This is a genomic window from Burkholderia sp. AW49-1, assembly GCF_053427845.1.
The window spans coordinates 1-26,179 of the sequence record NZ_JBSAXF010000047.1; the positions used below are offsets into that span (position 1 = coordinate 1).

The 26,179-nt window shown below is 66.4% G+C and carries 25 protein-coding genes and 3 pseudogenes; 12 read left to right on the forward strand and 16 right to left on the reverse strand.

Going from position 1 to position 26,179, the window contains the following annotated elements; genetic code table 11:
• The first annotated feature begins 353 nt into the window (after window positions 1-353).
• Window positions 354-1,733 (forward strand): annotated as a pseudogene (locus ACV22W_RS31975) (MFS transporter).
• Between the two features lie 12 nt (window positions 1,734-1,745).
• Here ACV22W_RS31975 and ACV22W_RS31980 read toward each other — a convergent pair.
• Window positions 1,746-1,883, reverse strand: a pseudogene (locus tag ACV22W_RS31980) (LysR family transcriptional regulator); the annotation flags it as partial.
• Between the two features lie 366 nt (window positions 1,884-2,249).
• Between ACV22W_RS31980 and ACV22W_RS31985 the strand changes: the two are divergent.
• Window positions 2,250-2,675 (forward strand): hypothetical protein, encoded by a 426-nt coding sequence (locus tag ACV22W_RS31985; RefSeq protein WP_448023458.1) that lies wholly within the window; start codon window positions 2,250-2,252, stop codon window positions 2,673-2,675.
• A 37-nt stretch (window positions 2,676-2,712) separates the two neighbouring features.
• Here ACV22W_RS31985 and ACV22W_RS31990 read toward each other — a convergent pair.
• The 3 genes and pseudogenes from ACV22W_RS31990 to ACV22W_RS32000 all read right to left on the reverse strand — a co-directional run bounded on the left by ACV22W_RS31990 (window position 2,713) and on the right by ACV22W_RS32000 (window position 4,673).
• Window positions 2,713-3,035: pseudogene (locus ACV22W_RS31990) on the reverse strand (winged helix-turn-helix domain-containing protein).
• Between the two features lie 146 nt (window positions 3,036-3,181).
• A complete protein-coding gene (locus ACV22W_RS31995; protein WP_448023459.1) occupies window positions 3,182-3,949 on the reverse strand; it encodes a DeoR/GlpR family DNA-binding transcription regulator in 768 nt (255 codons plus the stop codon).
• A gap of 43 nt (window positions 3,950-3,992) precedes the next feature.
• Window positions 3,993-4,673, reverse strand: coding sequence for an MgtC/SapB family protein (locus ACV22W_RS32000; protein WP_448023460.1), 681 nt, complete (start codon window positions 4,671-4,673; stop codon window positions 3,993-3,995).
• A 262-nt stretch (window positions 4,674-4,935) separates the two neighbouring features.
• Between ACV22W_RS32000 and ACV22W_RS32005 the strand changes: the two genes are divergently transcribed.
• From ACV22W_RS32005 to ACV22W_RS32020, 4 genes are all read left to right on the forward strand, one after another.
• Window positions 4,936-5,880: a choline ABC transporter substrate-binding protein gene (locus ACV22W_RS32005; RefSeq protein WP_448023461.1), complete on the forward strand. Its 945-nt coding sequence runs from the start codon at window positions 4,936-4,938 to the stop codon at window positions 5,878-5,880.
• A 35-nt stretch (window positions 5,881-5,915) separates the two neighbouring features.
• The gene (locus ACV22W_RS32010; RefSeq protein ID WP_448023462.1) at window positions 5,916-6,596 is read left to right on the forward strand and encodes a histidinol-phosphatase; all 681 of its coding nucleotides are present in this window, start codon (window positions 5,916-5,918) and stop codon (window positions 6,594-6,596) included.
• Window positions 6,572-6,901 (forward strand): hypothetical protein, encoded by a 330-nt coding sequence (locus ACV22W_RS32015; protein ID WP_448023463.1) that lies wholly within the window; start codon window positions 6,572-6,574, stop codon window positions 6,899-6,901. The genes ACV22W_RS32010 and ACV22W_RS32015 overlap by 25 nt, the downstream gene beginning before the upstream one ends.
• 105 nt (window positions 6,902-7,006) lie before the next feature.
• Window positions 7,007-9,457 carry a phosphocholine-specific phospholipase C gene (locus ACV22W_RS32020; RefSeq protein WP_448023464.1) on the forward strand — a complete coding sequence of 817 codons (2,451 nt, stop codon included), beginning with the start codon at window positions 7,007-7,009 and terminating at the stop codon, window positions 9,455-9,457.
• 47 nt (window positions 9,458-9,504) lie between these two features.
• Here ACV22W_RS32020 and ACV22W_RS32025 read toward each other — a convergent pair whose 3' ends face one another.
• On the reverse strand, window positions 9,505-9,705 hold the full coding sequence (locus ACV22W_RS32025) for a hypothetical protein (RefSeq protein WP_448023465.1): 201 nt from the start codon (window positions 9,703-9,705) through the stop codon (window positions 9,505-9,507).
• A 300-nt stretch (window positions 9,706-10,005) separates the two neighbouring features.
• Between ACV22W_RS32025 and ACV22W_RS32030 the strand changes: the two genes are divergently transcribed.
• On the forward strand, window positions 10,006-10,596 hold the full coding sequence (locus ACV22W_RS32030; RefSeq protein WP_448023467.1) for a GNAT family N-acetyltransferase: 591 nt from the start codon (window positions 10,006-10,008) through the stop codon (window positions 10,594-10,596).
• Window positions 10,597-10,637: 41 nt separating this feature from the next.
• Here ACV22W_RS32030 and tam read toward each other — a convergent pair whose 3' ends face one another.
• A complete protein-coding gene (gene tam / locus ACV22W_RS32035) occupies window positions 10,638-11,423 on the reverse strand; it encodes a trans-aconitate 2-methyltransferase (protein ID WP_448023468.1) in 786 nt (261 codons plus the stop codon).
• Between the two features lie 122 nt (window positions 11,424-11,545).
• On the opposite strand from tam, the gene ACV22W_RS32040 reads away from it, so the two are divergent.
• A complete protein-coding gene (locus ACV22W_RS32040) occupies window positions 11,546-12,442 on the forward strand; it encodes a LysR family transcriptional regulator (protein WP_448023489.1) in 897 nt (298 codons plus the stop codon).
• Between the two features lie 16 nt (window positions 12,443-12,458).
• Here ACV22W_RS32040 and ACV22W_RS32045 read toward each other — a convergent pair whose 3' ends face one another.
• The 3 genes from ACV22W_RS32045 to ACV22W_RS32055 form a co-directional block, all read right to left on the reverse strand.
• Complete coding sequence (locus ACV22W_RS32045) at window positions 12,459-12,893, reverse strand: GNAT family N-acetyltransferase (protein WP_448023470.1); 435 nt, start codon at window positions 12,891-12,893, stop codon at window positions 12,459-12,461.
• 191 nt (window positions 12,894-13,084) lie between these two features.
• Window positions 13,085-13,285 (reverse strand): hypothetical protein, encoded by a 201-nt coding sequence (locus ACV22W_RS32050; protein WP_448023472.1) that lies wholly within the window; start codon window positions 13,283-13,285, stop codon window positions 13,085-13,087.
• A 30-nt stretch (window positions 13,286-13,315) separates the two neighbouring features.
• Entirely contained in the window at window positions 13,316-14,635 is a 1,320-nt protein-coding gene (locus ACV22W_RS32055; protein WP_448023474.1) for a DUF3422 family protein, read from the reverse strand.
• A 161-nt stretch (window positions 14,636-14,796) separates the two neighbouring features.
• Here ACV22W_RS32055 and ACV22W_RS32060 point away from each other — a divergent pair, with 161 nt between their 5' ends.
• Window positions 14,797-15,672: a LysR family transcriptional regulator gene (locus ACV22W_RS32060; protein WP_059464981.1), complete on the forward strand. Its 876-nt coding sequence runs from the start codon at window positions 14,797-14,799 to the stop codon at window positions 15,670-15,672.
• Window positions 15,673-15,705: 33 nt separating this feature from the next.
• On the opposite strand, the gene ACV22W_RS32065 is transcribed toward ACV22W_RS32060, so the two are convergent.
• On the reverse strand, window positions 15,706-16,272 hold the full coding sequence (locus ACV22W_RS32065; protein ID WP_448023475.1) for a hypothetical protein: 567 nt from the start codon (window positions 16,270-16,272) through the stop codon (window positions 15,706-15,708).
• 121 nt (window positions 16,273-16,393) lie between these two features.
• Window positions 16,394-16,759, reverse strand: a complete 366-nt coding sequence (locus ACV22W_RS32070; RefSeq protein WP_448023476.1) for a hypothetical protein — start codon at window positions 16,757-16,759, stop codon at window positions 16,394-16,396.
• Window positions 16,760-17,190: 431 nt separating this feature from the next.
• Between ACV22W_RS32070 and ACV22W_RS32075 the strand changes: the two genes are divergently transcribed.
• A complete protein-coding gene (locus tag ACV22W_RS32075) occupies window positions 17,191-18,327 on the forward strand; it encodes an acyltransferase family protein (protein ID WP_448023477.1) in 1,137 nt (378 codons plus the stop codon).
• A 57-nt stretch (window positions 18,328-18,384) separates the two neighbouring features.
• On the opposite strand, the gene ACV22W_RS32080 is transcribed toward ACV22W_RS32075, so the two are convergent.
• Complete coding sequence (locus ACV22W_RS32080) at window positions 18,385-18,975, reverse strand: class I SAM-dependent methyltransferase (RefSeq protein ID WP_059692532.1); 591 nt, start codon at window positions 18,973-18,975, stop codon at window positions 18,385-18,387.
• Window positions 18,976-19,198: 223 nt separating this feature from the next.
• Window positions 19,199-20,182, reverse strand: a complete 984-nt coding sequence (locus tag ACV22W_RS32085) for an aldo/keto reductase (RefSeq protein ID WP_448023480.1) — start codon at window positions 20,180-20,182, stop codon at window positions 19,199-19,201.
• A 120-nt stretch (window positions 20,183-20,302) separates the two neighbouring features.
• On the opposite strand from ACV22W_RS32085, the gene ACV22W_RS32090 reads away from it, so the two are divergent.
• Entirely contained in the window at window positions 20,303-21,220 is a 918-nt protein-coding gene (locus ACV22W_RS32090; protein ID WP_448023481.1) for a LysR family transcriptional regulator, read from the forward strand.
• A gap of 22 nt (window positions 21,221-21,242) precedes the next feature.
• Here the strand turns inward: ACV22W_RS32090 and poxB are convergent, their stop codons facing one another.
• Both poxB and ACV22W_RS32100 read right to left on the reverse strand, forming a co-directional pair.
• Window positions 21,243-22,964 (reverse strand): ubiquinone-dependent pyruvate dehydrogenase, encoded by a 1,722-nt coding sequence (gene poxB, locus ACV22W_RS32095; protein ID WP_448023491.1) that lies wholly within the window; start codon window positions 22,962-22,964, stop codon window positions 21,243-21,245.
• A gap of 206 nt (window positions 22,965-23,170) precedes the next feature.
• The gene (locus tag ACV22W_RS32100) at window positions 23,171-23,671 is read right to left on the reverse strand and encodes an Lrp/AsnC family transcriptional regulator (protein WP_448023483.1); all 501 of its coding nucleotides are present in this window, start codon (window positions 23,669-23,671) and stop codon (window positions 23,171-23,173) included.
• Between the two features lie 191 nt (window positions 23,672-23,862).
• On the opposite strand from ACV22W_RS32100, the gene ACV22W_RS32105 reads away from it, so the two are divergent.
• Window positions 23,863-24,879, forward strand: coding sequence for a 1-aminocyclopropane-1-carboxylate deaminase (locus tag ACV22W_RS32105; protein WP_448023485.1), 1,017 nt, complete (start codon window positions 23,863-23,865; stop codon window positions 24,877-24,879).
• Between the two features lie 183 nt (window positions 24,880-25,062).
• Here ACV22W_RS32105 and ACV22W_RS32110 read toward each other — a convergent pair whose 3' ends face one another.
• Entirely contained in the window at window positions 25,063-26,064 is a 1,002-nt protein-coding gene (locus ACV22W_RS32110) for a hypothetical protein (protein ID WP_448023487.1), read from the reverse strand.
• Window positions 26,065-26,179: the final 115 nt, after the last annotated feature.

A 26,179-nucleotide genomic window follows, 5' to 3' on the forward strand; every position in this document is an offset into this window, starting at 1 on the left:
GACGAGAGCTTACCGAAACCATGAAAGGTAACTGTCAACAATTGCCAAACTGTTGAATGGAAACCACAAATTCCAAATTTCGGGCTCGTCTAATTGACGTGCGCTCGGGCATCTCTGGTCGAGTTCCTGGAACATTTGTGCGACAAACATATGCGTTCAGCCTCAGACTGGCGCACGATGCGGCGCTATCGCCACGCATTGCCACATATTGAGCACCCAACATCTCATTAATAGGGATGCCCGCTCAAATGTTGACGCGTTTCACCCCACGACTCTAACGTTCGCCCCAACGCCATTCGATTCAGCCGCCCCGCTCGCGGGCGCCGGTCGGGCATTGAACACAGGAGACGACCGTGGCCCGATCCGCGTCACGCACCCACGCGAACCTGCCGGAGCGCTCGACCGCGTATGGCGGTACCGCATCCGAATCCACGACTCGCACAACTTCGACCACTCAGCCGAGCCGCAAGCGCCTGATCATCCTCGCACTGCTGTTCGTCACAGTCGTGATCAACTATCTCGACCGCAGCAACCTGTCGATCGCCGCGCCCGCGCTGTTCAAGGAACTGAACATCGACCCGGTCCGCGCGGGCCTCGTATTCTCGGCATTCAGCTGGACCTATGCGCTGATGCAGATCCCCGGCGGCTGGCTCGTCGACAAGGTGTCGCCACGCGTGCTGTATGCGGGAGCGCTCGCGCTGTGGTCGGCCGCGACAGTGCTGCTCGGCTTCGCCGGTTCGTTCGTCGGGCTGATCGTGCTGCGGCTCGCGGTGGGCGCGCTCGAAGCGCCGGCCTATCCGATCAACAACCGCGTGGTCACGACGTGGTTCCCGACTCGCGAGCGCGCCAGCGCGATCGGCGGCTACACCTCGGGGCAGTTCGTTGGCCTCGCGTTCCTCACGCCCGTGCTCGCGTGGCTGCAGGTGCATCTCGGCTGGCACATGGTGATCGTCGCGACCGGGCTTGCGGGCATCGCGTGGGCCGCGGTCTGGTACGCGGTATATCGCGAACCGCGCGCGTTTCGCGGCGTCAACGCGGCCGAAATCGCGTCGATCCGCGACGGCGGCGGCCTCGTCGATCTCGAGGACCGCATCGCCGCGCGCACGGAACGCACGCCGTCGACGTGGCGCGACCTCGGCGTCGTGCTCGGCCGGCGCAAGCTATGGGGCATCTATCTCGGTCAGTTCGCGCTGAACTCGACGCTGTAGTTCTTCCTCACGTGGTTCCCGACCTACCTCATCAAGTATCGCGGGATGGACTTCATCAAGTCGGGCTTTCTCGCGTCGCTGCCGTTTCTCGCCGCGTTCGTCGGCGTGCTGTGCTCGGGCGTACTGTCGGACTGGCTGATGCGGCGCGGCGCGTCGCAGGGCTTCGCGCGCAAGCTGCCGATCATCTCGGGGCTGCTGATCTCGACCTGCATCATCGGCGCGAACTACGTCACGTCGACGGGCTGGGTGATCGCGTTCATGACGATCGCGTTCTTCGGCAACGGCTTCGCATCGATCACGTGGTCGCTCGTGTCGGGTCTCGCGCCGGCGCGGCTGCTCGGCCTCACGGGCGGCGTGTTCAACCTCATTGGCAACCTGGCTGCGATCGCGACGCCGATCGTGATCGGACTGCTCGTCGACGGCGCGGACTTCTCGCGTGCGATCACCTACATCGCCGCGATGGCACTCGCGGGCAGCCTGTCGTACGGGCCGCTGGTCGGCAAGGTCGAGCGCATCGACGCCTGAGCAGGTGCCGCGCTACGCGACCAGCGCGATCGCCTTGATGTTGAACGCGCGCGACAAATCCTCGCTGAACGAGTCGATGATCGGCTTGTCGCTCGGGCTGCGCTTCATCGCGAGATGCAGCGGCACGTCGACGCGGAAGGTCGTGCGGCCGATTGACCGGAGCGGCCAGCCGAAGCTGCGATTCACGCTTGCGATGGAGACGATGCCGTGCACGATCGCGGTGTCGTCACGGTCGATGTGCCGCCGCTTCGGCCTCGGTGTCGTGATACTCGACAAACGTCGCGCTCTCGATCTTGAGCAAATGCACCCAGTCTTCGGACGTGCGACCGGTGGCATGAACATGCCAGCGTTACGTGCCGAGCACGACGACCCGGTGCCGCCGGCGATGAATTCGAGCGGCTGGAACCGTTCCGCGGTCTTCGTCGACATGATAGGCGTCGAAACCGGCGTGCGGCGCCGTCGACGGATGCATGCCGAAGGCCCCAGTGTCCAGGGCGGGAACACGCCAACGCAACGGTGCAGGCCCCAACCGACGATCCGGCCGCGCCCGTGGCGGAGTCACTGTCGATGCTGCGGGGCAAGCGCGTCGTCTGTGTCGGCGGCCGGCCCGGGTCGAACCGCGCCATCCGGCGGATCGCCGAGACGGCAGGCGGCGAACTGACGTTGCACGACGGCGTGCATCGAGGATCGCAAGGGCTTGCTGGCCGCCGCGTTGCCGGGCGCGAATCTGATGGTATTCCCGGTCGACTGCGTCGACCACGATTCGGTGAACCTGCTCAAGCGCATGTGCGACGCCAGCAGATCGCGTACTACCCGCTGCGGACCGCGAGCGTCGCCAGTTTCGTCGAACTGATCGGGCGGCTCGATGCGCATGCGCGTGCGGTCTTGCCAACGGATACGCAGGCGGGCGAAGCGTCGCGCTTCTGCCTGCGGCACGCGTAAGCCGCCGGCATCGCGCGACCAAGCGACCGCGCAAGCTTCAGCGGCGCACCATCTTGGTCAGTGCGGCGATTTCGCTCGCACGGGCTGCGTGCGCCCGATCCTCGATCTCGCGATAAAGCCGGATGATCTCTTCGCCCACGGGCGTGAGCACACTGCCGCCACCACTCTGGCCGCCGTGTTCGGACACCGTCGCGGTCGCCTTCAGCGACCGGTTCAGTTCGTCCATCAGCAGCCATGCGCGCCGGTACGACATCTCGAGGCTGCGGCCGCCACCGAAATCGATCCGTGCTCGCGCACGGCCTCGAGCAGCGCGACCTTGCCCGGCCCGAGCGCGATCGTGCCGGCCTGCTGAATGCGCATTCTGAACCGCATCTCTGGCTTGGCGTGTGCCGAAGTCTTCATGTTGTCCGCCGGTAGAACGATGCGCTCAAGCATATACGATGGACGGCGCGGCGCCCGCTCGGCGCTCGAGCATGCGCGCGACGATCCCCGTCAGCCGGCCCGCATTACGACAACACGATGTTCCGGACAACTTTCTTGATGCTCGGGTAGCTGTCGACCGATTCCGCCTTCTGGTCCGTCACGAGCGTGCCGATCCGCGCGGGTTCGCAAAAACCGATCCGGCTGTTCGTGCCGAGCTTGCTGAAGTCGGCCAGGATCGCGACGTCCGCCGCATTGGCGACCATCGCGCGCGCGACTTCCGTTTCCATCCGGTCGTAGTTCGTCGCGCCTCGCACGTGGTCGACGCCGACCGGCGACAGCAACGCAAGATCGGCGCGATAGCGGAAGATCTCGGCGATCGTCCCGTCGCCGACCGTCGCGGCTGCGCGGGTGCCGATCATCCCGCCGAGCAGGATCGTTTCGTTCTTCGCGTGGCCGGGGTCGCTCGAGCGCATCTTCAATGCGACGTCGATCGAGTTCGTGACGATCGTGAGGCCGGACAGCTTCGCCAACTCCTCGGCCAGCAGCGTGGTGGTCGTGCCCGCGTCGATGAACAGCGTCTGCGAGCCCGTGACGAGCCGCGCCGCGGCGCGCGCGATCGCCTGCTTTGCCTTCACGTGCGTCTGCGCGCGTTCGGCGATCGGCGCTTCGTCGCCCACCTGCACCGCGCCGCCGTGCACGCGCTTCAGCTCCCCCATCGCCTCGAGATCGACGAGATCGCGGCGCACGGTTTCCCGCGACACGTTCAAGTCGGCCATGATCCGGTCGGTGGAAACGCGCTGCATCTTCGATAACAGAAGCCGAATCCTCTGATATCGCTCTTCTTGCCACATGAAATGTCCTTGGAAATGAACGTCAATGGTATTCGAACCTCGGCTACGCGGCGCTCTCCTCCATCTTTTTGATCCCGCCCAGGGTCTGCAGGGATTGGCGGACCACCTGGAATTCGCGGCTCGTCATCTTCGAGAACACCACGTGGATCCGGTCGTCGTCCGGTGTCGCGTCGTCCTGTTCGATGACGAACTGGACGATGCGCGCCTGGTCGATCCCGGGCATCGCCTGCAGCGACGTCAGCTTCACCGCGCCGCGGCTCGCGAGGATGCGCACGCCCCAGCGCTGCCGCGCGGCGAAGAAGCGCTTCTCGATCGGCTTCAGGCCGGCGAGGATCGCCAGCACGATCGCCGTCGCGGCGATCGCGGCGACGTACATGCCGCCGCCCACCGCCAGCCCGACCGCCGCGACAACCCACAGGCTCGCCGCCGTCGTCAGCCCGCGAATGATCTCGCCGCGCAGCATGATCGACCCGGCGCCGAGAAAGCCGATGCCCGACACGACCTGCGCGGCGACCCGCGACGGGTCGAGCGACACGTTCTTCGCATTCTGGATGTCCGCGAAGCCGAACGCCGACACGACCATCACGAGCGCCGCGCCGACCGCCACCAGCATGTGCGTGCGCAGCCCGGCCGCCCACGACAGCCGTTCGCGCTCGATGCCGATGATGCTGCCGAGCAGCGCGGCCAGCAACAGGCGGGAAATGATTTCCATCTGACTGATCATGCGATGCCTCCCTTATTCGAACGACTTGATGAAACGCGGCCTGCCCGGACACGCCGCCCGACGTGTTCTGCTTTCGTCCGGCTGACGGTTCGCGCGCGCCGCGGGTTGTATTTTTGTGCGAACTTGCGATTTTGTGCGTTCTAATATACGTTACGAAAAACCGCGCGGCTAGACCCAAGTTCGTTTGTTTCATCCGATCAATACGATCGATCGTCGGACCATTCACGCAACCCGATCCGGAACACTTTCTTAGGAGACCAACATGATTAAGAAGGCTTGGATGCTGGCCGCAATGCTGCTCGCGTCGATTGCGACGGCACCCGCTCATGCATCCGAAAGCGACGTCTGCAGGAAGGTGACGCTGGGCGATGTCGGCTGGAGCGACATCGCGGCCACGACCGGCGTCGCGATGATGCTGCTCGACGGGCTCGGCTACGAAGCCAGCAAGACGATCGCGTCGCCGCCGATCGTGCTGGCCGGCGTGAAGAAGGCACAGATCGATGCGTTCCTCGGCTACTGGGATCCGAGCATGACGCCGACGGTGAAGCCATTCGTCGATGCCGGCGCCGTGCACCTGCTGCCGCAGCCGAACCTGGTCGGCGCGCGTTACACGCTGGCCGTGCCGCAATACGCATCGGACAAGGGCCTGAAGAGCTTCGCCGACATCGCGAAGTTTCGCGACCAGCTCGACGGCAAGATCTACGGGATCGGCGCCGGCAACAACGGCAACGCGCTGATCCAGCGGATGATCGACCGGAACGAATTCGGGCTCGGTGGCTTCAAGCTCGTCGAGTCGAGCGAGGCCGGGATGCTGGTGCAGGTGACGCGCGCGGTGCAGGAACACCGGATGATCGTGTTCCTCGCGTGGGAGCCGCATCCGATGAACATCAACTACAAGATCGCGTACCTGGAAGGCGGCGACGGTGTGTTCGGCCCGAACTACGGCTCGGCGAAGGTCTACACGCTCGTCACGCCAGGCTACCTCGAACGCTGCCCGAACGTCGGCCGCCTGCTGACCAACCTGAAATTCACGACCGACGAAGAGAACCAGCTGATGGTGCCGATCATGAATCATGCGGATCCGGTCGCGGTCGCGAAGGAATGGGCGAGGAAGAACCCGGGCGTGCTGTCCAAGTGGCTCGACGGCGTCACGACCATCGACGGGAAGAACGCGAAGGACGCGATCGAGAAACTCATCGGCGCATGAGCACGCCGGCAGTCACGCAATACAAGGACTTTCACATGCACAGGAATCTCGCGCTGTTCGATCTCGATCACACGCTGCTGCCGCTCGACAGCGATCAGGCCTGGGGCCGCTTCCTCACTCGGGTCGGCTCGCTGGAAGACGACACGCACGCGGCGCTGATCGACGAGCACTACGGCCACTACGCGGCCGGTACGCTCGACATGGACGCGTATCTCGCGGTGACGCTGGCACCGCTCACCCGCTATCCGCGGGCCCAGCTCGAACGCTGGCACGCGCAGTTCATGGACGAGGTGATCCGGCCGGCCATTACGCCGCAGGCGCGCGCGCTCGTCGATCGCCATCGCGAGAACGGCGATCTCTGCTGCATCGTCACCGCGACCAACGTATTCGTGACGGGGCCGATCGCCGCCGAGTTTGGAATCGAGCATCTACTCGGCATCGAGCTCGATACCGACGACGGCACGCCGGGCGGACAGTTCACCGGACGCAGCACCGGCGTGCCGAGTTTTCGCGAAGGGAAGGTCGTGCGCACGAACGCATGGCTCGATTCGCTCGGCTACGCGCCGTCGGATTTCGAACGAACCTATTTCTACAGCGATTCGATCAACGACGTGCCGTTACTCGACTACGTGACCCATCCCGTCGCGACCAATCCCGATGCAAGGCTGTCGCACGTCGCCGGCACGCGCGGATGGCCTGTCATGAATTTGTTCTGATTCGGGCGATATTCTCCGCTGTTCATTTCATTTCTGGAGGGGCAATGAAAGCAGGAACCGGAACGACGCACGTCAATCATTCAGGAATCCGACTCGAATCGAGTCGAGACAACCCTGCTCCGCCCGCCGGCAAGGAACGTCGTTTTCCGCACCGGCGCACCGCCTTCATGATCGCGCTCCTCTGCACGCTGGCCGGTTGCGGCGATGGCGATTCCGGCGCGGCCGGCAATCTCGCCGCGAACCGCGCATCGGCATCGGGCCCGGCCGCCGCGCCCGTCCTGCACTGCGCCACGGCTTGCCACTGACGAGCACCTGCCCTTGTCCGGCGTGACTGCCACTGCAAACCCCCGGCGGTTGAAGCACGAGGGCGTCCCGGCCAGTCCTCCGGCGATTCATGACAGAGAGCGAACATGCAAAACAAATCCACGACACGACGTCAGTTCCTGGCCGATGCGCTGAAGCTCGCAGGCGCCACGGCAGTCACCGGCATGCTGCCCGAAAGCATCCTGCGCGCGCAGTCGATTCCGGCGGCGACCGTCACCGGCACGATCCAGGACGTCAAGCACGTCGTGATCCTGATGCAGGAGAACCGGTCGTTCGACCACTACCTCGGCATGCTGCGCGGCGCGCGCGGCTTCGGCGATCCGCGCCCGGTCGTGATCTCGAGCGGGTATCCGGTCTGGCGCCAGCCGTGGCTGCTGTCGTATGTGTTTCCGTTCAACCCGTCGCCGCCGGCCGGCAGCGCGAACGGCGACACCTATTACGGCGACCTCGACCACAGCTGGAGCGGCACGCACAGCGCATGGAACAACGGCCGTTACGACAACTGGGCCGGCGCGAAGACCAGCGGCACGATGTACTACTTCACGCAGAACGACATCCCGTTCTATTACGCGCTGGCGAGCGCCTTCACCGTGTGCGACAGCTACCACTGCTCGATGCTCGGGCCGACCGACCCGAACCGCCTGTATCTGTGGACCGGTTGCTGCGGCAACGTGGCCGGCTACACGCCGTACACGACCAACACGATGACCGGCACCGGCTGGACCACGATGCCTGAACGGCTGAATGCGGCCGGCGTCACGTGGAAGTTCTACCAGGACAAGGGCAACGGGCTCGATGCCGCGCACGGTTACGGCGAATACAACGGCTCGAGCAAGGATCTCTGGTGGAACGGCAACTACGGCGACAACGTCATCCTCAACTTCAGGCAGTACCAGAACCTCGGCGCGACTGATCCGCTCGCGCCGGCGCTCAACGGCACGCAAATCGACCCGACGGGTGGCGGCACCGAATACGACGCCCGCCTGTTCAGCCAGTTGCAGGCCGACGTCGCGAACGACACGCTGCCGCAAGTATCGTGGATCGCCGCGCCCTACGCGTACTGCGAACATCCGTCGTGGGCCGCGAGCGGCGGCGAATGGTATGTGAGCAACGTCCTCAACGTGCTGACGTCGAATCCGAAGGTCTGGGCCAGCACGGTGCTGCTCGTGATGTACGACGAGAACGATGGCCTGTTCGATCACGTGCCGCCCGCGGTGCCATCCAGCGCATACGCGGGCACCGGCCAGTCGACGGTCTCGACCTCGGCCGAATTCGTCGGCAGCAGCGGCGCGGCGTCCGACGGTTCGGCGAGCGGCGACGTGCCGATCGGCCTCGGTCCGCGTGTACCGATGTTCGTGATCTCGCCGTGGTCGAAAGGCGGCAAGGTCAACTCGCAGGTGTTCGATCACACGTCGGTGATCCGCTTTCTCGAAGCGCGCTTCGGGCTGCAGGAAACCAACATCACGCCGTGGCGGCGCACCGTGTGCGGCGATCTCACGTCGGCATTCGACTTCACGAATCCCGACCAGACGGTGCCCGCGATCCCGAGCCCGGCCAGCAACATGGACCCGAACGGCTGGACGGTCATCATCCCGCCGGCGACCACCACCGCGGTGCCGGCACAAACGACCGGCCGCAATGCGGCGTGCCGGTTGCCGTACGAGTTCTTCGTGCAGGGCAAGGTCAACCGCTCCGGCAAGACGCTCGCGCTGACGATGACCAATACCGGCACGGCGGGCGTGCATCTGCAGGCGTGGGTCGACGGCACCGGCACGATCCCGCGGCAATACACGATCGGCGCCGGCGCGAACGCGTGCACGACCCTGTCCGATTCGCTCGCACTGGACTCGGCCGGCGGCTACGACTATTCCGTCTACGGGCCGAACGGATTCCTGCAGACGTTCCGCGGCAACGTCGGCGCGTCGGGAAATACCGGTTCGTCGGCCGAAGTGAGCCTCTGCTACGACGTGCAGAACGGCAACGTGCAGATCACGCTCGACAACACCGCCGGGTCGAGCGCGACAACGTTCCAGCTCGTCGACAACGCGTACGGGATGAACACGCCGCAGTCGGTCAGCGTGCCGGCCGGCGCAACGCAGGCCGTGACGTGGTACGGCGACGCGGGCTGGTACGACGCGAGCATCCGCGACGCGAACGATCCGAACTTCCTGCGCCGCGTGGCCGGCTGCGTGCAGGCGCAAGCGGGCACGCTGCTGACCGATTCGGCGATCGGCAATACGAACGGGAAGTTCGTGGCCGCGCTGTCGTCGCAGGGCTCGTCGTACGGCACGCTGCGGTTCGACTACGTCGTGCCGCCGTGGCGCCACAGCCCGAAGAACTGGGTCGGCATCTACCCGCGCGGCGCGCAACCGACCAAGGGCGGCTACAAGTCGTGGGCGTACCTGCCGAAGAGCACGGGCTCGCTGCTGTTCTCGACGACGGCGAACAGCGCGCTTGCGTCCGGCCAGTACGATGCGTGGTTCCTCTTCGACGACGGCTACACGCCGCTGGCAGGCCCGGTCGCGATCAGCATCTGACGAGCGGCCGGCGACGCGCGTTCACGGCGCGCGTCGCCCGGCTCGGCTCACATCAGCAAGCCTTCGTGGAACGGGCCGAACGTCCGCGTCGGATGCACGATTCGGATTTCCAGAATCCACAGCCCGGCGGCCGGTGCGCCGTCGAAATCGCCGAGATTGCCGACCTTGTCGATCGCGTGCATTCTTGCGTGCCGCATCGCGTCGAGCGAAAACGCTTCGCCGACGCCTTCCCGCTGCGTCGAATTCAATATGGCGCTCCCGTGCCTGTGAATGCGGTCCGGGTCAGTCGATCGCCGTTTCGATATGCATCACTGAACATATCGCGTTCAGCACCGATGCGTGGCGTGGCTGCACACCCGTTCCAGGTCGGTGCAGCGTCGCTGCCGATATCCCGCATAATCGGGCGTTGAACCGCGCCGCAGGGGGAAGCATTGTGCGAGCGCAGCAATTCGAAACAGGAACGGGCGTGATCCGGCTCGCCGCAAGGCGGCGGCGCGCGCCCCGGGGGAATTCTTGGCAATCCCGCTGAAGACAGGACACCGACACACATGGACCGAGCCGAGCACATCAGCATCGAACAGGCGGTCGATCTGCCCGCCGACGAACTGAACGGATGCGACTTTTCGTTCGAGATCGCGTGGGAGCTGAATGCGCCGTACCAGGATCTGCTCGATTTGCGCGCGCTGCCCGTGCGGCGCAAGGACTACGGCTTCGACCCGGCCGGCTGGGCGCGCGAGGCATCCGGCGGCACCGCGCTGTTCCGCGCGAGCGCGGGCGGGCGCCTCGCGGGATTCGTCGCGATCACCGAAAGCTGGAACGGGATGGCCGAGATCGCGGAACTCGCGGTCGATCGCGGTTGCCGGCGCCAAGGGATCGGCCAGTTCCTGCTGGCGGCTGCGGAAGCGTGGGCGCGCAACCGCGGGTTCGGCTTCATGCGGCTGGAAACGCAGGCGAACAACGTCGCGGCCTGCTGCACGTATGCGCGGGCGGGCTTCGTCATCGGCGGCCACGACCGCTTCCTGTACGCCGACGGCGCGAACGACGGGGAAGTCGCCCTCTTCTGGTACAAGGATCTTCGCGACGGGCAGTCCGCGAAGAGCCGGACAGTCGATCCGGAATCGATGCGGCCGGTGGCCTGAACGACGATCAGTCGCGACCCCGCCCCGGTGTTGCTGTCGCCTTACTTCCGTGTCGCGACGATGAACAGGCGCGGAAACGGCAACAGCACGGTGCCGTCGTCGAGCAGCGGATAGCCGTCCGGACCGGCGAGCGCGTCGCGATAGCGCGCGACGAATGCGCCGCGTTCGCTTTCGTCCAGCGCCGCGAGGAACGGCCGCAGCGCGCTGCCCTTGAACCATTCGACGACCGCATCGACCCCGCCGCGCAACGGATGGTAGTAAGTCGTGCGCCAGACATCCACCCGCGAACACGACGGCGACAGCAACGCGTAGTAATACGGCGCGTCGAACCGCTCGGTGCGCGCCGCGTCCTTCAGCTTGTGTGCCCACGGTCCGGCCGCGGCAACCTCGCGCATCAGCCGGTGCGCGGGTTCGTCGAGGTTGTCGGGCATCTGCACGGCGAGATGGCCGCCCGGTGCGAGCCGGCCGACGAGCGACGGAAACAGCGTGCCGTGCGCGGGCACCCATTGCAGCACCGCATTCGACAGAATCAGATCGTAGCCGCCCGGATCGTCCCAGGTGGAGACATCCGCGAGATCGAAACGCAGCGCGGGCAGGCGCTTGCGCGCGGCCGCGATCATGTCCGGCGACGCGTCGATCCCGCGAACCGTCGCGTCGGGCGCGCGCGCGATCAGCGCTTCGGTCGAATTGCCGGGCCCGCAGCCGATGTCGATCGCGGTATGGATCGGCGTATCCGGCACGGCGGCCAGCAGATCGCGCACGGGCCGCGTGCGTTCGTCTTCGAATCGCACGTACTGGTTGGCGTATTGATCGAGTGATGTCGTCACGGTATGCCTCCTGGTCGGCGTGGACGGCGTCGGGATATCGACAGCCGTCGATGCAGCGCATTCTGCGATCTCGCGGTTCTTCAGTAAAATGAATTTAATATCGTTATTGATTCATGTTTCTGATGAAAATCGATACGCTCGGTGTCCAGGCTTTCGTCGCGATCGCCGACCGCGGCAGCTTCAGGCAGGCGGCCGACACGCTGCACGTCACGCAAACGGCGATCACGCAGCGGCTGCGCAAGCTCGAATCGTTTCTCGGCGTCGCGCTGATCGAACGCACGACACGCCGCACCACCCTCACCGAAATCGGCCGGCGGTTCCTGCCGCAGGCGCGCCGGCTGCTGAACGAGCTGTCGGATGCGCTGACCGAAATCCGCGAAACGGGCCTGAGCCAGCGCGGCGACGTGACGATCGCGTGCGTGCCGACGGTCGGCGTTCAGTATCTCCCCCGTATTCTGCGGGCGTTTTCCGGGCACCGGCCGCACGATCGCGTGAAGATCCTCGATCACGCGTCGGCGTCGGTATTGCAGGCCGTGCTGCGCCGCGAAGCGGAATTCGGGATCAGCATCGCGGGCGACCAGCACCCCGAACTCGTCAGCGTGCCGCTCATGCATGATCCGTACGTGCTCGTCTGCCGCGACGATCACCCGCTCGCGAAGCGTCGGCGGATTCGTTGGGCCGCGCTGCAGCCGCATCCGCTGATCTTCGCGGGCGAAGTGAGCGGCAATCGCGGGCTGCTGGAAGGTGCGCTGAAGACGAGCAGCGTGACGCTGCATTCGTTCTACGAAGTGCAGCGCAGTTCGACCGCGCTCGGCCTCGTCGCCGAAGGCCTCGGCGCGGCCGTGGTGCCGAAGCTCGCGATCCAGAAGAACGCTTATCCGATGATCCGCACGATCGAACTCGTCGAGCCGTCTGTGTCGCGCACGCTCGTGCTGGTCAAGCGCCGGGCCGCGCAGTTGTCGCCCGCGGCGCAGGCGCTGTACGACATGATCGTCGAGCGCGCCACGCCGGGGCGGTGACGTCAGGCAACGTCGTTCAAAGCGCCTTGACCATGAACACGCGCGCCGTCCCTTCCGGCTCGCACGGCACTTCGCCGAATGCCTCGTACCCGTGCTTCCGGTAGAAATCCGGCGCCTGGAACGTAATCGTGTACAGCACCGCGCGGGCGCATCCGCGCCGCTTCGCTTCCGCTTCGGCCTCGCGCAGCAGTCTGCTGCCAAAGCCGCCGCCGCGAAGCGATTCCGGCAGGTAAAAGAGGTCGATGAAGAAGAGACCGAGCGACGTTCGGCCGGTGAGCCCGCCCAGGACCTCGCCGGTCGAGGGATCGGTCACGTAGACGTCGAGCGCCGCCGTGTCGCTGCGGCCCGTCATCGCGTGGTTGAATTCGCCGAGCTTGCGGCTGATGAATTCGCGGGCAGCCGGTTGTTCGGTGTCGGTGAGGTGAAGGGAAACGGCGGGATGCGTGGCCATGGAATGGAGACGTGCGTGAATGTGTCGCCGAACGGCAGTGTTCTCGGCGGGCAGCGGCAGCGGCAGCGGGAGTCTGTGCCGATCATGACGAACATACAAACGACGGGCACATCCCGCACCCGCCGTTTCGTCACGCCCGGCGCCCGCTCAGGCCGCGGTGAATGCCCGAATCGACGCGATCCAAACCCGCGTCAGTTGTACCCAAGAATCGCCACCGCCGCGACATCCGGCCGATCGATCGTATTCCCGACGAGCGACGCCATCGGCTCCTGCAGCACAGCCTGATACGACGTCACATGCGCCTCCTCCGGTGCGCCGGCTTCATCCCATACCGGCTCGTCGAATGCATCGAGGCCGCTAAAAAGCCCGGGTTGCGTTTGCGTAAAAGTCATCTCCACTCCTTTTGATATGTCGCCGATGTTCTAATTTGCCTGTTTCAACGCCACCGCCTGCACGGGTGCGCCGTCATGCGCGCCCTCCGACCGTGCGAGTTGCGCGCGCGTGCGCCGCGTGATGTGAATCACCGCGAACACGACCGGCGCGATCAGCAGCCCTTCCGCCAGTTCGGGATCGACCGGCAGGTTCATCACGTGCAGCGCCTTGAACGCCGCTGTCGCGAGCGACAGCACGTAGTACGAAATGGCTGCCACCGACAATCCTTCAACCGCGTGCTGCAGATGAAGCTGATTGCGCGCGGTGCGCTCCATGCCTGCCAGCAAGCGCGTCACGTCCTTTTCCTGCGCGAGATTCACGCGCGTGCGCAACAGGTCGACCGCGCGCGCGATCCGCGCGGCGATCTGCTCGTGACGCGCCCACACGCTGCGGCAGGTTTCCATTGCCGGCGCGAAGCGCCGCTCCATGAACTCGGCGATCGTCGGCATCCCTTCGATGCGCTCCTCGCGCAATTCGTGGATGCGCGCCAGCACGAGCTTTTCATAGGCACGCGACGCGCTGAAGCGGCCGCCGGACCCCGACAGCGCCTCGACCCGCACCGCGAGATGCGTGAGCTTCACGAGCAAGGCCGCGTCGTCGCCGTCGGCGCCGCTCGCGTCCATCCGCTGCATCAACGCATGCAGCGCCGCATGGATTTCGTCCAGCTCGCGGCTCATCCGCCGCGCAACCGGCAACGCGAGCAGCGCCATCATCCGGTACGTCTCGATTTCATACAGGCGCTGCAGCAGTCGGCCGCCTTGCTCCTCGCGAAAATCCTCGTCGACGACGAGAAAGCGCATGAAGCCGTCGTCACGCACATGCCAGTCGCAAAACACCTTGCCGCCGCCCAGCACGTTGCTGCCGACGAGCGCGGGCCCGTCGATCCAGCGGCGCATGTCACCGCACACGAGCCGTGCGGCATCGCCCGACAGCAACTCCATGCGCACCGCGACGAAGCGGATGCCCGCGAGCCGCGCGAACCACGCGGCAGGAATCCCTTCGATCGCGAGATCGTCGAAATAGCCGGTGTCGCGACGCGGCGCGACGAACGTGAACGTCGAGAATTCGGTGTGGCGTTCCCACTTCAGATGCCAGCCGCACGGGGACTGCACCGCATGGTGGGTCGCGCCGTCCTGCGGCACGGCAATGCCGGTGTCGCGACACAGCGCGTGCAGCAGCGTTTCATGGATATCGGGCTGGCCGTCCGCGTAGATCGCGTAGTGCGTGAGTGACACGGCCTCGGCGAGCCGCAGGAACGGCCGGGCATGCAATTCCGCGGCCAGTGCGGCGCGCAACGGATGATCCATCATCGGTACACCACTCTTCCCTGTTCAACGCTGCGTGCCGGGCACGCCGGCGTGATGGCCGCGCCGCATCGAACGATACGGCAGGCTCGATGCCACTATGGCAGACACACAGCGACAATAAAAACGCATAATGCTGATCGTTACATTCAGTTTTCCTGATACCGATGAAGATGCTCGATCACGACGTGCTGGCCACCGTCGTCGCCGTCGCGGAAACCGGCAACATGACCCGCGCCGCCGAAGCGGTGAACCGCTCGCAATCGGCCGTGAGCATGCAGATCAAGAGCCTCGAGGACGCGATCGGCCGGCCGCTGTTCGTGCGCAAGCCGCGCAGCATCGTGCTGACGCGCGAAGGCGAGGTGCTGCTGGGATTCGCCAGACGAATGCTGGCGCTGCGCGACGAGGCGTGGGCGGCCGTGGTGCGGCCGGAAGTGACCGGCAAGGTCGTGATCGGCGTGCCGGACGACTATGCGTCGTCGCTGCTGCCGTCGGTGCTGAAGAAGTTTTCGGCGACCTATCCGAAGGTCGAGATCCAGGTGATCGGGCTGCCGAGCAGTGCGCTCGCGCCGCTCCTGAAGGACGGCACCGTCGATCTCGTGTGCGGCACGCGCATCAAGGGGCTGTCCGGCGACTTCATCCGCCACGAGCCGATGGCGTGGGCCGCGATGACGAACGGGCCGCGCGTATGGGAAGAACGGCCGCTGCCGATCGCGGTGTTCATGCCGGGCAGCGTCGCGCGCGAGAACGCGATCCGCAGCCTCGAACGCGCGAAGCTGCCGTTTCGCACGTCCTATGAAAGCCCGAGCCTGCTCGGGCTGCTCAGCATGGTCGAGGCCGGGCTCGCGGTCGCGCCGCTCGCGCGCTGCGCGATTCCCGCGCAATTGTCGATGCTCGGCCGCTCGCACGGGCTGCCCGATCTGCCGCCGCTCGAGCTGATCCTCGCGCGCAGCACGAAATCGAAGCGCCCGCCGTGCGACTTTCTCGCGGAACAACTGATGGAAGACCTCCAGCGGCAAACCGGCCAGGCCGGCGACGCCTGAACCGCGGCCGGGCGCGCGCCGCCGCCCGCGCCGTCACAAACCGCCGGGTCGTGGATGGCCCGCCGCGAGCAACGCCGCGTTGACGATGCCCGCGACCGTGTCGACGAGCGCTTCCAGCGTGTCGCCATGCACATGCCGGCCGGCCGGCGGAATGCATTCGGTACGCCGGCCGCCCCACTGCGACCCGGCCGTCACTGACAGCGTCGCACCGAACCGGTTGCCGTGCCGCCGGCCGAAGATGCCGACGTGCTGCTCGCCCAGATACGCCTGCTCCGGAAGAAACAGCCGAATGTCGACTGCAACCTGGTCGGGATCGCCGGCGCGCGCGTTCGCATCGGCCGACGGCGCGAACGTCTTCGCGATACGCAGCGTCACGTGCGAATCCCAGGCGGCCAGCGGTCCGCCCGCCGCGTCGACACGTTCCGAGTCGACCGACCACTGATGGCGATCCGGCAGCCGGATCGCCTGACGCAGCAGCACGTCCGCCGCGCGCACGGTGACCCGCAACTGCAGGGCCAGCTGCGTGCCCGACGGCAACGTCGCCTCCCGCACGCGTCCGCTTGCCGGACGCGTGGTCTGCACTTCTTCCATGAGGTGCATGGATTCCTCCCTGTCAAGGGCCGGCGCCGAGTGCGCCGCGGCGCACAAACGCTCGCCGCGACCGGCCCGCCCCCGGGCACGACAGCCGGCGAATCGGCGGCGAACCCTGCGGTACGAGCAATCAGCGTTCCCCGGCCGGACGATCCTGCGCCGCCACGCGCAGACGGCGGGCAACGGGACCGATCACGGCATCGAGCTGCTGCGCGATCAGCATGTGCAGCATGAAGTCGAGATCCTCCGACGCGATGTCGAATTCCACATGGATCACGTCGCGCACGGTACGCGCGCTGACCACATACACGCCGAGCGGGGAATGCAGCAACGCCGCGAGCCGGGCATGCGCGAGCGCGCCGGTGTCGGCCGTCAGCGTGACGGGCAACCGCAGGCGCGGGCGAGGCGGCGGAAACGGGATGACGGTAGTGCGCGCCCCGGCACGCAGTTGAAGGCCGGCGATGTCGTATTCGGGTACGGGATGGATGAAGGTCATGGCGCGGACGGAGGGCGTCCTGGTTGTTGGACACATCCCCAGCTTAGAAGGCGCCGCATAAATACCGTGCAAAAAAACGGCTTTGCAGTGCAAAAAATGGCATGCCGGAACAGCGGCGCATACCGGCCGGGTTGCGCTGCGTGCGCCCCGTCAACGCTGACAGGACAATCGCCAACGATCCGCCGATACACTGGTGCCACCGTGGCGTCCCGCATCCTCGATGCCGGACGGCGCTTTCATGGCACGCACGCTCGGCCGCTTCCGGTTGGCCCGCCTGCATCGCACACATTTCGCCCTGTTCCCGATCCGATGGAGTCCCGCTTGAAGATCTGCCGCCCCACGCTGCACGACGCCCAACCCGAGGCCGTCCCGCATTCACGCGACACGTTCCCGGCCGCGCGGCCGTCTCGCGCGCGACCGGGCCAGCCGCAATGAGCGCCGGGCCGCGCAATGCCCGGATCGACGTGCTGCGCGGCGTGTCGATCCTGCTCGTCCTGCTGCATCACTTCAACATCCCGTATTCGCTGCGCGACACGTCCGTCGCGCGCATGCTCGGCTGGGACGCGGTGCATGCGGTGGTCCGCAACGGCAACTACGGCGTGACGATGTTCTTCGTGATCTCCGGCTACCTGATCACGTCGAATGCGCGCCGCCGCTGGGGCAGCCTCGGCGCGATGGACGTGCGCGCGTTCTACGTGTCGCGCATCGCGCGCATCGTCCCGTGCCTGCTCCTGCTGCTCGCCCTCGTCAACGGGCTGGCGGCGGCCGGCGTGCCGATCTTCGCGAACCACGCGCCGCAGGGTGTCGCCGTGTCGTTCTGGCTCGTCAATCTCGCATCGCTGACGTTCTGGATGAACGTGCTGATCGGCACGTACGGATGGGTCAATTACGCGCTCGGCGTGCTCTGGTCGCTGTCGGTCGAAGAGGTGTTCTACCTGTCGTTTCCGCTGCTGTGCATCGCCCTGCGCCGCGACGCGCGGCTGTTCGCGTTCTGGCTGGCGGTCGTCGCGATCGGCCCCGTGTACCGCTTCACGCATGCGGGCGACGAAGGCGGGTTTCTGTATGCGTATTTCGCATGCTTCGACGGAATCGCGATCGGCTGCTGCACCGCGTTGCTGGCCGGACGCGCCGGCTGGCAGCGGCTCGCGACCGCGCCCGTGCAATGGCTGACCGCGATCGCGATGACCGTGCTCTATCTCGCGTGGCCGATCGCGCAGAGCCATGTGACCGGCGTATCCGCGATGGCGCTCGGCACCGCCGTGCTGCTGATCGGCGCGCATGCCCGCGGCGAGCGAGCACCGGGCCGCGCGCTCGCGCCGCTACGCTGGAGCGGCCGGCTCAGCTACGAGTTGTACCTGTTCCACCTGATCGCGCTCGGCGCGCTGCGCACGGTGTGGCCGCCCCCCACCATGCACGGCGACGGCAAGCTCGTGCTGCTCGTCGCGTATCTGGCGTTGTCGGCCGGATTGAGCGCGGCCGTCGCGCGCGGCTACGCGACGCCGCTCGAGCGCGTCATCCGGCGGGCCGCGTCGCGGCCCGCGGCGCGCGTGCCGGACGCCGCGACTTGAACCGCGACCGACGGCATCCGCAGGGTCGATGAAAGGAAGCGCGCCACGATGCGGGCATCACGCCACCTGTCCGATGGCGGCCCGGCGCATCGTGACGATGCGCGCGGGCGGAATATTTGCCCACACGATCCGGCTGGCGTCGGCAACAAATGCCGGATCGCGCAGCGGGTGACGCTCGGGCACGCGCAAATCGTAGGTGAACTGGATCATCACGCCGTCGACCGACAGCACACGCTCGCACTGCCCGACGATCGCCGTCACGTCCTCGCGCGGCAGCGTGCGCAGCGGCAGGCAGGACACGATCGCATCGACCGCCGCGTCGGGCGGCAGCAGCCGCTCGAGCTGCCGCGCGTCGCCCGACACGATGGAGATACCGGGAAAGCGGCGTCGCAGGTGCTGCACGAACGCCGGCGATCGCTCGACCACGACGAGGCGCCGTGGCGCGACGCCGCGTTCGAGCAACGCAGCGGTGATCGCGCCGGTGCCGCCGCCGAGCTCGACGACGAGCCCGTCGCCGTCCGGCACCGCATCGGCCATCTCGCGCGCCAGATGCCGCGAACTCGGGCACAACGCGCCCACCGCGGCCGGGCGGCCGACCCACTCGCGCACGAACAGTGCCGAGACACGCAATGCGTTCGGCCAGGTCATCGGCCAGCCTTGCGCGGTTGCGCCTTCAGCTTCGACGTGTCAATGACTGCCTGCAACAGGGCTACGACGACACGGGGCTCTTTCACGTGCATCCTCCTGAAGAAATCGGTTCGCCGCGCTCGCGCGGCGATCAATCGATTCTAGGAAATGCAAACTTAAGGCGACGTGAAGATTGTCCCTGATTGCGTCACCGATGCGTACCGTGCAACCGACGGCTGCCCGATCAGCGGTCGACGCGCTGCTGAAACTGCGCCGGATACCGCTCGCCGACGATCGTGATCTGCCGCAGCGCCGTCTCGATCGCCGATAATTCGTCGGTCGTCAGCACCAGCGCGGCCGCGCCCACGTTTTCGTCGAGCCGATGCAGCTTCGTCGTGCCCGGAATCGGCACGATCCACGGCTTGCGGGCCAGCAGCCACGCGAGCGCGATCTGCGCGCGCGTCACGCCCTTGTCGGCCGCGATCCTGCCGAGCAGGTCGACGAGGCCTGCGTTGGCCCTGCGGTTTTCTTCCGAGAAGCGCGGCACGATTTTGCGGAAGTCGGTCGCATCGAACGTCGTGCTCGCGTCGATCGCCCCCGTCAGGAAACCCTTGCCGAGCGGGCTGAACGCCACGAAACCGATGCCGAGCTCCTCGAGCGTCGGCAGGATGCGCTCCTCCGGCTCGCGCCACCACAGCGAATACTCGCTTTGCAGCGCCGCGACGGACTGCACCGCGTGCGCGCGGCGAATCGTCTGCTCACCGGCTTCCGACAGCCCGAAGTGCGCGACCTTGCCTTCGCCGATCAGGTCCTTGACGGTGCCGGCGACATCCTCGATCGGCACGTTCGGATCGACGCGATGCTGATACAACAGATCGATGCGGTCGACCTTCAGCCGCTTGAGCGCTGCGTCGGCCACCGCGCGAATGGTCGACGGCCGGCTGTCGACGCCCTTCATCGGCTCGCCGTTCTCGAAACCGAACTTGGTGGCGATCACGACCTGATCGCGAAACGGCGCCACCGCCTCGCCCACCAGTTCTTCGTTGACGAACGGACCGTACGCTTCGGCCGTATCGAAGAAGGTCACGCCGCGTTCGAACGCCGTGCGAATCAGCTCGACGGCGCTCGCCTTGTCGGTAGCCGGGCCGTAGGCGTAGCTCAATCCCATGCAGCCGAGCCCGATTGCCGAGACTTCGAGGCCGCTCTTGCCAAGCATGCGCTTTTGCATGAATTTCTCCTGCTGAAAGGTAAAGACGATCGACGGGATGCCGAGGAAGCGAGTGTAGGTTGATGGATACGCCTCAACAATCGGCGTACCATTTCATGCGTTATTGAGGAAATTTCATCAATGCTGCGCACCGGCCTCGGCGAACTCACGACCTTCATCACGATCGCGGAACAGCGCAGCTTCAGCGGTGCGGCCCGCATCCTCGGCGTGTCGCCGTCGGCGCTGAGCCATGCGATCCGTCATCTCGAAGCGCGGCTCGGCGTGCGCCTGTTCAACCGCACCACCCGCTCGGTTGCGCTGACCGAGGCCGGCGAACAGTTGCTGCTGCGCGTGCGGCCCGCCGTCGCCGATCTCGAGGACGCGATGAACGACGCCGCGACCGCCCGCAACCGGCCGTCCGGCCAGATCCGGATCAGTGCGTCGGAATCCGCGTCGCGCCCGCTGATCCGGCACGTGCTGCCCGGCTTCGCCGCGCGCTATCCGGACATTCATGTGGAGTTCGTCGTCGATTCGCGGATGATCGACATCGTCGAACACGGCTTCGACGCGGGCATCCGCGTGCGCGAGGACGTGCCGCGCGACATGATCGCCGTGCGGTTCGGCGACGCGGTCCGCTTCGTCGCGGTGGCATCGCCCGACTACCTGGCGCGACACCCGGCGCCGGACACGCCGCAGGACCTCACGCGCCACCGGTGCATCCGGTTCCGCTTCGAAAGCGGCGCGCTCTATCGATGGGACCTGATGCGCGACGGCAAGCGCGTAAGCGTCGACGTCGACGGGCCGATGACGCTCGGCAACCTGGGCTTGATGGTCGACGCGGCGCTCGCCGGCATCGGCATCGCGTGGGTCACGCACGCGCGCATCGCCGAGCATCTGGCCGACGGCCGGCTCGTGCGCGTGTTGCCCGAATGGGGGCAGACGTTCGACAGCCTGTGCCTCTACTATCCGGCGAACCGGCATCCGCCGGCGGCATTGCGGTTGTTCGTAGAGGCGGTGCGTGAATGGACGGACGCAGCGGGCAACGCGTCGGACAACTGATGGTTCGCCCCGCCCGGCCGCCTCACCGCAGGTTGGTCCGCGCGAGCTCGACGATCTCGTCGCCGCGCCCGCTCAGGATCGCGCGCAGCATGAACAGGCTGAAGCCCTTCGCATGCGCGATCTCGATCTTCGGCGGCATCGCGAGTTCGTACTTCGACGTGACGACGTCGACGACCGCCGGCCCGTCGTGCGCGAACGCGGTGCGCAGCGCGTGCTCGACGTTCTCCGAATGCTCGACGCGCACGCTGAAGATCCCCGCGCCATTCGCGATCGCCGCGAAGTCGGTCGGACTCAGGTCGACGTTCGTGTCGAGATAGCCGGCCGCCTTCAGCTCCATCGACACGAAGCCGAGCAGGCTGTTGTTGTAGACGACGATCTTGATCGGCAGGTTGAGCTGGCGCGCGGTCAGCAGATCGCCGAGCAGCATCGACAGCCCGCCGTCGCCAGAAAGCGACACGACCTGCCGCCCCGGATGCGCGCCCTGCGCGCCGAGCGCCTGCGGCATCGCGTTCGCCATCGAGCCGTGGTTGAACGAGCCGTGCAGTTGGCGCTTGCCGTTCATCGTCAGGTAGCGCGCGGCCCACAGCGTCGGCGTGCCGACGTCGGCCGTGAAAATCGCGTCGTCGGCCGCGACGTCGTCGACGATCTTCGTCAGGTATTGCGGATGAATCGCGCGGCCAGGCGGCTCGGCCACGGCGAGATCGTCGAGCCCCTTGCGCGCGGCCGCGTAGTGCTTCAGCGCATTCTCGAGGAAGCGCCGCTGCGTCTTGCGCGTGAGGCGCGGCAGCAGCGCCGCGATCGTTTCCTTCACGGTGCCGACGAGCCCGAGCGCGAGCGGCGCGCGATGGCCGAGCCGCGAGCCCTTCCAGTCGATCTGCACGATCTTCGCATGCGTCGGATAGAACGGCCGGTACGGGAAGTCCGTGCCGAGCATCAGCAGCGTGTCGCACGACTCCATCGCGTGATAGCCCGAACTGAAGCCGATCAACCCCGTCATCCCCACGTCGAACGGGTTGTCCCATTCGACGAACTGCTTGCCGCGCAGCGCATGCACGACCGGCGCGCCGAGCGTGTCGGCCAGCGCGACCACCTCGTCGTGCGCGCCCTGCGTGCCGCTGCCGCACAGCAGCGTGACCGCGTCCGACGCATCGAGCAGCGCCGCGAGCCGGTCGAGATCGGTGTCGGCCGGCAGGATCGACGGCGGCGCCGAGTCGCTCCACGCCGGCGGCTCGTCCGGGCCGTCGCCGAGCGCGATGTCGCCCGGCAGCACGATCACCGCGACGCCGCGCTCCTCGATCGCGGTGCGCATCGCGCGCGCGAGCACGCGCGGGAACTGCGATGCGTTGGTCACGAGTTCCGCGAAATGACTGCACTCGCGGAACAGTTCCTGCGGATGGGTTTCCTGGAAGTAGCCGAGGCCGATCTCGGTCGATGGAATGTGCGCGGCGATCGCGAGCACCGGCTGGTGATTGCGGTGGCAGTCGTAGAGGCCGTTGATCAGGTGCAGGTTGCCGGGGCCGCAGCTGCCCGCGCAGACCGCGAGCCGTCCGGTCGACGCGGCATCCGCGCCGGCCGCGAACGCCGCGCTCTCCTCGTGCCGCGTATGCATCCAGCGGATCGAGCCGATCTGGCTCAGGCTGAACGACAGCCCGTTCAGGCTGTCGCCCGTCACACCCCAGATGCGCTCGATGCCCGCTGCCGCCAGCGTCTTCGCCAGGTATTCCGCCATCGTCTGTCTAGCCATCATGCCCCTCGCTCGTTGATCGGTCGTTACACGATTGATCCGGCCACGGCAACCGCCGTCGCCGCTGACGGGACGAGCATACGCGATCGTGCCGCGCGGCGTCGTGACGACGCAGGCTCCGCGCGCGGGGCCGTGGCGAGGTGCACGGCTCTTCGGTTGACGCATGCCGTCAACGCAGCGCGCGCGGTCGACCACATCGCGATGCGCTACACCGGCAGCGCATGCGTCGACAGAATTTCCTTGAGCACCATGAACGAGCGCACCTGCCGCACACCGGGGAGGTACAGCAGTTGTTCCGCGTGCAAGCGGTTGAAGCTCTCGTTGTCGCGCGTGCGGACCAGCATGAAGTAGTCGAATTCGCCGGTCACCACGTGACATTCGACACACCCCGACACCTTCTGCGCGGCCTTCTCGAACTCGGCGAATGCCTCCGGCGTCGAACGATCGAGCACGAAGCCGATCACGACCAGCATCCCGGCACCCAGCGGTTTCGGCTCGAGCAGCGCGACGATGCCGCGAATCAGCCCCATCTCCTTCAACCGTTCGACGCGCCGCAGGCACGCCGGCGCGCTCAGCTTCACCTTTGCGGCAAGGCTCACGTTCGAGATCGACGCGTCCGCCTGCAACTGCCGCAGGATCGCGCGGTCGATGCGGTCGAGCACCCACGCCGTATCGACCGGCAATGCACTTCCGCGGTCTAATTTCATTGCGCCTCCTGTACTTTTGGCGAATCAAAATTAAGTATCTGATCCATATCCCATCGGTAACGTAGGTCTTCCGTATTTATTTCGCAAGCTCATTTCGCGTGGTCCTGCCTATCATTTTTCCATCGGGACACGGCGTGCCGGCCGCACCCGACCGATTCGAATTCCCGCCGACCGCCTTTCGGAGCTTGCCGATGAACCTGCAACGTTTCCCTCGTTATCCGCTCACGTTCGGCCCGACGCCGATCCAGCCGCTCAAGCGCCTCAGCGCGCACCTCGGCGGCAAGGTCGAGCTGTATGCGAAGCGCGAGGACTGCAACAGCGGCCTCGCTTTCGGCGGCAACAAGACGCGCAAGCTCGAATACCTCGTCCCCGACGCGCTCGCGCAAGGCGCCGACACGCTCGTGTCGATCGGCGGCGTGCAGTCGAACCAGACCCGCCAGGTCGCGGCCGTCGCCGCGCATCTCGGGATGAAGTGCGTGCTCGTGCAGGAGCACTGGGTCAACTACGAGGATCCGGTGTACGACCGCGTCGGCAACATCCAGCTGTCACGGATGATGGGCGCCGACGTGCGGCTCGTCGCCGACGGCTTCGACATCGGCATTCGCCGCAGTTGGGAAGAAGCGATGGAAAGCGTGCGGCAGGCGGGCGGCAAGCCGTATCCGATTCCTGCCGGGTGTTCCGAGCATCCGCTCGGCGGGCTCGGGTTCGTCGGCTTCGCGGAAGAAGTGCGCGAGCAGGAAGCGCAACTCGGCTTCAAGTTCGATTACGTCGTGGTCTGCTCGGTCACGGGCAGCACGCAGGCGGGGATGGTCGTCGGCTTCGCGGCCGACGGACGCGCGGACCGCGTGATCGGCATCGACGCGTCGGCAACGCCCGAACGCACGCATGAGCAGATCACGCGCATCGCCCGGCACACGGCCGAACTGGTCGGGCTGGGGCGCGATATCGAAGAGCAGGACGTGGTGCTCGACACGCGCTATGCCGGGCCGGAATACGGACTGCCGAACGATGGCACGCTGGAGGCGATTCGTCTGTGTGCGCGGCTGGAAGGCGTGCTGACGGATCCCGTCTATGAAGGAAAATCGATGCACGGGATGATCGACAAGGTGCGGCGCGGGGAATTCGAGCCGGGGTCGAAGGTGCTGTATGCACACCTTGGCGGGGTGCCGGCGTTGAGCGCGTATAGCGGGATTTTTCGGGAAGGTTGAGCTCACCGTGTGACAGAGACCGGCGAGGCATGCGTGAAGTGGACGCCGCCTCAGCCGGTGTGGCGCCTCCTGCCGATTTCAAATGGACGGCCCCTTCGAGCCGGCCGGGCCGGAGCGCTCATGCGAGCGCCGCGCAGTCGGGCACGCTCGCCGCGAGCGTCACCGCGCCCTGGATGCACCGGCTCAGTTCTGCGTGAGCGGATTCAGCGTGGTGCAGAGGAAACCCGTGCAGTTTCCGGCCTTGAAATAGAAGGGCGCCTGTTGCATCGCCGCCGTGGGCGATACGCGGAACGCCAGATCGCCCAGATACGCATTGCCCTGCGCACCAAAGTCGTTCGCCTGCTGCACGAAACTCGCGCCGCTCGACTGAGTCGCGGCCGACTGGTACGTGAAGGTCGACGACTGCGTCTGGTCCTTCACGTAGATCCAGGACATCGTGCTGCCGAACGCTTGCCCTCCCTTCGCGCGATACCCCTTCGTGCCTTCGCTGTTGGCCTGCGCGATGAAATCGTTGATGTTCGTCGCCGGGGCCAGTGCATCGTACGTGTAGGTCGCGTTCGAAGCATTGTTCTTCATGTACACGTTCGCCTGCACCGATCCCACGCTCATCGGGCTCAGGAACCAGTAGCCCGACTGTCCCTGCGCGTTCGCCTGCGTGAGGAACGCGCTCGGGTCGGCCGGCAGGCCCGTGGTCGCGTACGTGTACGTCGCCGGCGAGCCGCCGTCCTTGCGATACAGATAACCGTAACCGTACGATCCTTCGTAGCGATAGCCGCTCGCGCCTTGCCCGTTGGCCTGGCTGAGGAAGCTCGGCCAGTCGGCCGGCGGAGATTGCAGTTGATACGTGTAAGTCTGCGCCGTGCCGTCGTTCACGAAGATCGAGCGTGTCCCGCCACCGTTGGCCGCATCGTAGTAATAGTCGCCCAGATAGCGAAAGCCCTTCGCGCCCTCGCTGTTGAGGAGCGTCAGGAAGCCCGGGCCATCGGCCGCGGGAACCTGCGCATCGTAGCGCAACGTCAGCGTGCTGCCGCCCGCACCACCGGTTCCGCTGCCGTCGCCACCGCCGGTGCCGCCATTGTTGCTCTTCCCCGATCCGCCGCTGGATACGGCAGACGAGGAATTGTCATCGCCGCCGCAAGCGGTCAGCGCCAGACACGTCAGTGCGATCAATGCGGCGGCTTTCATCGAAATCACCTCAAACCGAAACGGACGAACGAGACCGTACCTGCGGACGACGTCCTGCACGCTGACGGCCCTGAATCGAAAACCGGCCGGCAGCATGCAGCGCCGGCCCGGGACG